Raw genomic sequence first — 5,089 nt, 5'->3', positions numbered from 1 at the left:
GTCGAGGAAGACGCGCAGGCGTGGCGAGAGCTGACGGTTCTGCGGGTAGAGCGCCGACAGCGGTGTCGGCGATGGCGGATAGTCGGCCAGCACCTCGACGAGCGTCCCATCCGCCAGATCCTTCTCGAAGCGATAGCGCGGTGCCTGGATGAGGCCGAGGCCAAGCCGCGCCAGATCGGCGGCGGTGTCGGAATTGTTGGCGGCGACGCGGCATGGCAGCCGCACCTCACGGATACTGCCGGCGACGGTGAATTCGAACGGAAGGGTCTCGCCGGTGCGCGACGAAACAAAGCCCACCGCCTGGTGACCGTCGAGCGCATCGGGGGAGACGGGCGTGCCGTGGCGCTCGAGATAGGCAGGGCTGGCGCAGGTGATCTCGCGGATGACAGCCAGCCGCCGCATGATCATGCCGCTGTCGGGCGGCTCGCCGACGCGGATGACGCAGTCGACGCCTTCGCGCACGAGATCGACCAGCCGGTCGCTTTGGCCGATCTGCAGGTCGATCCTGACATAGCGGGCGAGGAACTCCGGCAGGCGCGGCAACAGGAATGTGCGGGTGAGCAGCGTGCTGGCGTCGATGCGCAGCAGGCCGAAAGGCTCGGCATTGCGAAAGGCGGCCTCGGCATCCTCGATCTCGGCCAGGATCGACAGGCAGCGCCGATAGTAGGCTTCGCCGTCCTGCGTGGCGTTCACCTGCCGCGTCGTTCGTTCCAGAAGCCGCGCGCCGAGATGCTCTTCCAGCCGCCGGATCGCTTCCGTCGCGGTTGAACGCGGCAGGCCGAGATCGGCCGCGGCAGCGGTAAAGCTGCGCCGCTCCAGAACGCGAACGAAGAGCCGCATCGTGTCCAGTCGATCCATGGCCCTTGTTCGCAATTTCCGAATAGTGATGTCAATAGATGGCTGATTATACGGAAAGCGGGTCGGCCTATATCCGTGTCACCAACACGGAGAGACTTCCATGACATCCAATCAAACAAGTACGGGTGGCCAAACCAGAACCGCGATCGTGACCGGCGCCTCCAAAGGCATCGGCGCCGCCATCGCACAGCGGCTCGCCCGCGATGGCGTCGCCGTCGTCCTCAATTATGCACGGGGCCGCGCCGAGGCCGAAGAGCTTGTGCGCAGCATCGAAGCCGGCGGCGGCAAGGCAATCGCCGTTCAGGCCGATATCGCCGATCCGAATGGGATCGCAGCGCTGTTCGACGCCGGCGAGAAGGCGTTCGGCGGCATCGACATCCTCGTCAACAATGCCGGCGTCATGAAGATTTCGCCGATGGCGCAGACCGACGACGCTTCGTTCGACACGCAGATCGCGATCAATCTCGGCGGCGTGTTCCGCGGCATGCGGGAAGGCGCGCGCCGGCTTCGCGACGGCGGCCGCATCGTCAATTTTTCCAGCAGCGTCGTCGGCCTCTACCAGCCGGGCTACGGCGTCTACGCCGCCACCAAGGCGGGTGTCGAGGCGATGACCCACATCCTGGCCAAGGAGCTTGGCGCGCGCCGCATCACAGTTAACGCAGTAGCGCCCGGGCCGATCGAAACCGCGCTGTTCACGGACGGCAAGAGCGAGGCGCAGATCGAGGCCATCGGCAAGATGATCCCGCTCGGCCGGCTTGGCCAGCCCGACGACATTGCCGGGCTGGTCTCGTTCCTGGCCGGGCCGGACAGCTTCTGGGTCAACGGACAAATCATCCGCGCCAATGGCGGCGTCGTCTGAGCCGTCGCCGACCGCTCCACGCCGAACCTCAAATTCCACAGAAAGGAAAAGATCATGCCATTCGCCAACATCAAGTTACCGCAAGCGGCGCTCTCCAGGGCGCAGAAGGAAGACCTCATCCATCGAACGACAGCCATGTTCGTCGACTTTTTCGGCGAGGGTGTGCGCCCCTTCACGATGGTGCTGGTGGAGGAGGTCGCCGACGGCGGCTATGGCCGGGCCGACGAAGTGTTCGTCGTGCCGGAAGTTTTTCGCGCAAAGGAGTAGTGCCGGGCCGTTCCCGGGCGAGCCACGGGTCTCGCCCGTCCTTCGGGTCCCACAAGTGGGGAGATCGGCAGCATCACCCCCTTCCGCTTCTCCACCTCGGCCTTCCTCAGCAGGAACCGCTGAATCTTGCCGCTGGGTGTCTTCGGCAACTCGCTCGTTGACCGCCGGATGTTCGATCAGCGCGCTTTCGACGTCGATGCGGTAGCCCGGCAGAGGTGATGGCGTCGTCGGCGCGGCCGATCAGGAGATCGACCGTCCGGTTGCGCGAATGGCCCGAGAAGGGCTGGCCTCACCCGTGCGGCCCTGTATCATGGCCTTGTGAATGCTTGGGAGGAGGCTTGTGCATGCGGCTGAATCGGAATCTCTGTCATTGGAGGGTTTGGGTCTTCATCGCCGCAATGGTGCTTTGGCCGCACGCGGCGCCGGCCGATACCCTCACGCCCGAGCGCATCACTGCTGCCCTGTCGAAGCTCGAAGCGCTTGCCGAAGCCGCCGTAGCGGACGGTGCTGTACCCGGTCTCGCCATCGGCGTCGTGCGCGATGACGAGGTGATCTTCCTCAAGGGTTTTGGGCATCGCGAGGCCGGCAAGCCAGAGACCGTCGACGCCGACACGGTGTTCCAGATCGCCTCCCTTTCCAAACCGGTTTCCGCCACCGTCGTAGCGGCGTTGGTTAGCGACAGGATCGTGTCCTGGGATTCGAAGATCGCCGATCTCGATCCGGCCTTCCGGTTGGCCGATCCTTATCCGGCGAGCCAACTCACCGTTCGTGACCTGTTTTCGCATCGCAGCGGGCTTCCAGGCACCGCCGGAGACGACCTCGAAGGTATTGGCTACGACCGCGTCGAGATCGTGCATCGCCTGCGGTTCGTGCCACCATCGTCGAGCTTTCGCGCCGGGTATGCCTACAGCAATTTCGGATTGACAGAGGGTGCCATGGCAGCCGCGACACCGACAGGAAAGCCCTGGGAGGAGGTCGCCGAGGAGAAGCTCTACCGTCCGCTTGGCATGGCCTCGACCAGTTCCCGTCATTCGGACTTCGTCAAGCAAAGCAACCGTGCTGCGCTTCACGTCAAGGTCGATGGCGCCTGGGCCGCGAAGATAGAGCGCGATCCGGATGCGCAGGCGCCCGCCGGCGGCGTCAGCTCCACGGCACGTGACCTCTCGCAATGGCTGCGCCTCATCCTCGGCAACGGCGTTTATGCCGGCAAGACACTGATTGCCGCCGATGCGCTAAGCCAGACGCATGTTCCGCTGATAGCGCGCGGCAACAACCCCGTCTCCGGCGGCGCATCGTTCTACGGCCTCGGCTGGAACGTCGAATTCGGCCGACACGGCCTGAGCTGGGGCCACGCCGGCGCCTTCAGTGTCGGGGCGCGTACCCTGGTGACAGTCTTCCCAAAGGAGAAGCTGGGCATCGTCATCGTCGCCAACGCCTTTCCGACTGGCCTGCCGGAGGGATTGTCCGACAGCTTCGCCGATCTCGTCTTCGACGGTAACGTCGAGAAGGACTGGGTCAAGGCGTGGAATGATATCTATGCGGGCCTGTTCGGTCCGGCGGTCGCGGCGGCCAAGGCCGCCTATGCCGCGCCGCCGTCTCCGCCACGGCCAGCCGGGCCGGACAGCGTCTATGCCGGCCGGTACGCCAACGACTTCATCGGCGATGCGATTGTGTCGGAAGCGGGAGACCACCTTGTGCTCAGGGTAGGCCCGGCCGCCGGCCGGTCCTACTCATTGAGGCATTTCGACGGTGACCTTTTCCTGACCTTCCCCGACGCGGAGACGCCGGACAGCCCCTCGGGCGTAAGTTTTGTGGTCGGCGCTGACGGCAAGGCGTCGGCCATGACCGTAGGTTTTCTCGACGACAATCATCTCGGCACGCTGCAACGTGTGGGGGACTGACTTCCAAATCGAACGGTGCGGCCGGGAGTTCAGGATGCCGGGCCGTACCGGAGCAGTTTGAAGCAATCGCCGTTGCCCGATTTCGTCTGCGCCAGCAAGGGCTTCGACCTGTCTATCCATTCCTGATGTGACTTCGCATCGGCCTCGATCGCATCGACCGGTGCAAGACTGACAAAGCTGCGTCCGTGGCTGAGAAGCCAGCACGCACGGCCGAGAAATCGCCTGCTGCGCTGGCGCAAGAGGTCGGCATCGTAGAAGATGTCGAGCACCTCGTGCTTGATCTTGCGCTGCGTTTCAGGATTGGCGATCGCAACCTCAATCGGCTCGCCGCCGATCGCATCCTGCAGGTCCTTGTAGTCGAGGGTGAGTTGGGTGATGGCATATTTGATCTCGCTCTCGTCGCGCACGATGTCGAACCATAGCGTCGGATCGAGCTCGTTGACGACGAACGACGACTCGAAATCGCGCGACAGGTTGAGGATGTCGAAGTCCCGGATGTCGACGTCGCGCTCAACCAGCAGGATTTCGCGGACCTGCTTGCCAAGCTCCGCTCCCTGCGCGCCGATGGCGGCGTTGGTTCCACCAAGTTCGGGACTAATATAGGCCCCGCCGTCATCCAGCAGCGCGTCGAATTCGCCAAGTGACTCGACGAGGGGAGCGCCGCGAGCGATGCGCGCCGCCAGCTTGGCCAGAACCTGCTGAAGATCCGCTTCGCGTCTGCGCTGGTCTTGGTAATTCTGCTGGAAAAAGAAGATGAACAGGGACACGCCGATGCCGATCAGGATCACGCCCAACTGCGAGAAGATGTTGCGGTGGTATTCCAGCAGCTTTTCGCGATGGCGCACGTCGTCGCGCACACTGTGGGCGACGCGCAAATTGACGATCAGCGACAGGATGAGCAGCCCAGTACCGACGAGGATGAGGCCGCCGATGAGCAGGTAACCATGGCCTGTGCTGAAATCCATTCCTTTTCCCTGAAGCCCAGACTGCGCAGAATAGTGCCATTTTGGCTAAATACCTACGGATTTGCAGGCGGTGGATTTGATGGCGGCGGCCACCCCGGAAGGTTGACCCGCCTGGCCATCCGGCCGATAGCTCCGCCAGAAACTGTCCTGAGAACCCTGATGACTTCAGACACCAACCTCCACGATGCACCCGCCGTCGGCCCTGACACCGACTGGCAGGCGGACGTCCGCGCCGGCGT

5 protein-coding genes are annotated in these 5,089 nt (G+C 63.9%); 3 read left to right on the top strand and 2 right to left on the bottom strand.

Going from position 1 to position 5,089, the window contains the following annotated elements; translation table 11 throughout:
* On the bottom strand, positions 1–858 hold an 858-nt coding region (locus EN939_RS20290), incomplete at its 3' end, for a LysR family transcriptional regulator (RefSeq protein WP_164751102.1).
* A gap of 100 nt (positions 859–958) precedes the next feature.
* Here EN939_RS20290 and EN939_RS20285 point away from each other — a divergent pair.
* The 3 genes from EN939_RS20285 to EN939_RS20275 all read left to right on the top strand — a co-directional run bounded on the left by EN939_RS20285 (position 959) and on the right by EN939_RS20275 (position 3,885).
* A complete protein-coding gene (locus EN939_RS20285) occupies positions 959–1,717 on the top strand; it encodes an SDR family oxidoreductase (protein ID WP_127269409.1) in 759 nt (252 codons plus the stop codon).
* Between the two features lie 54 nt (positions 1,718–1,771).
* Entirely contained in the window at positions 1,772–1,984 is a 213-nt protein-coding gene (locus tag EN939_RS20280) for a tautomerase family protein (protein ID WP_127269408.1), read from the top strand.
* Positions 1,985–2,328: 344 nt separating this feature from the next.
* Positions 2,329–3,885, top strand: coding sequence for a serine hydrolase (locus EN939_RS20275; protein WP_127269407.1), 1,557 nt, complete (start codon positions 2,329–2,331; stop codon positions 3,883–3,885).
* 29 nt (positions 3,886–3,914) lie between these two features.
* Here the strand turns inward: EN939_RS20275 and EN939_RS20270 are convergent, their stop codons facing one another.
* On the bottom strand, positions 3,915–4,850 hold the full coding sequence (locus EN939_RS20270) for a hypothetical protein (protein WP_127269406.1): 936 nt from the start codon (positions 4,848–4,850) through the stop codon (positions 3,915–3,917).
* Between the last annotated feature and the right edge of the window lie 239 nt (positions 4,851–5,089).

The organism is Mesorhizobium sp. M7A.F.Ca.CA.002.05.1.1 (assembly GCF_003998335.1).
In the GTDB taxonomy this organism is placed as follows: domain Bacteria; phylum Pseudomonadota; class Alphaproteobacteria; order Rhizobiales; family Rhizobiaceae; genus Mesorhizobium.
Note: the sequence above shows the minus strand (reverse complement) of the source record. Positions and strands in the feature narration are given on the sequence as shown.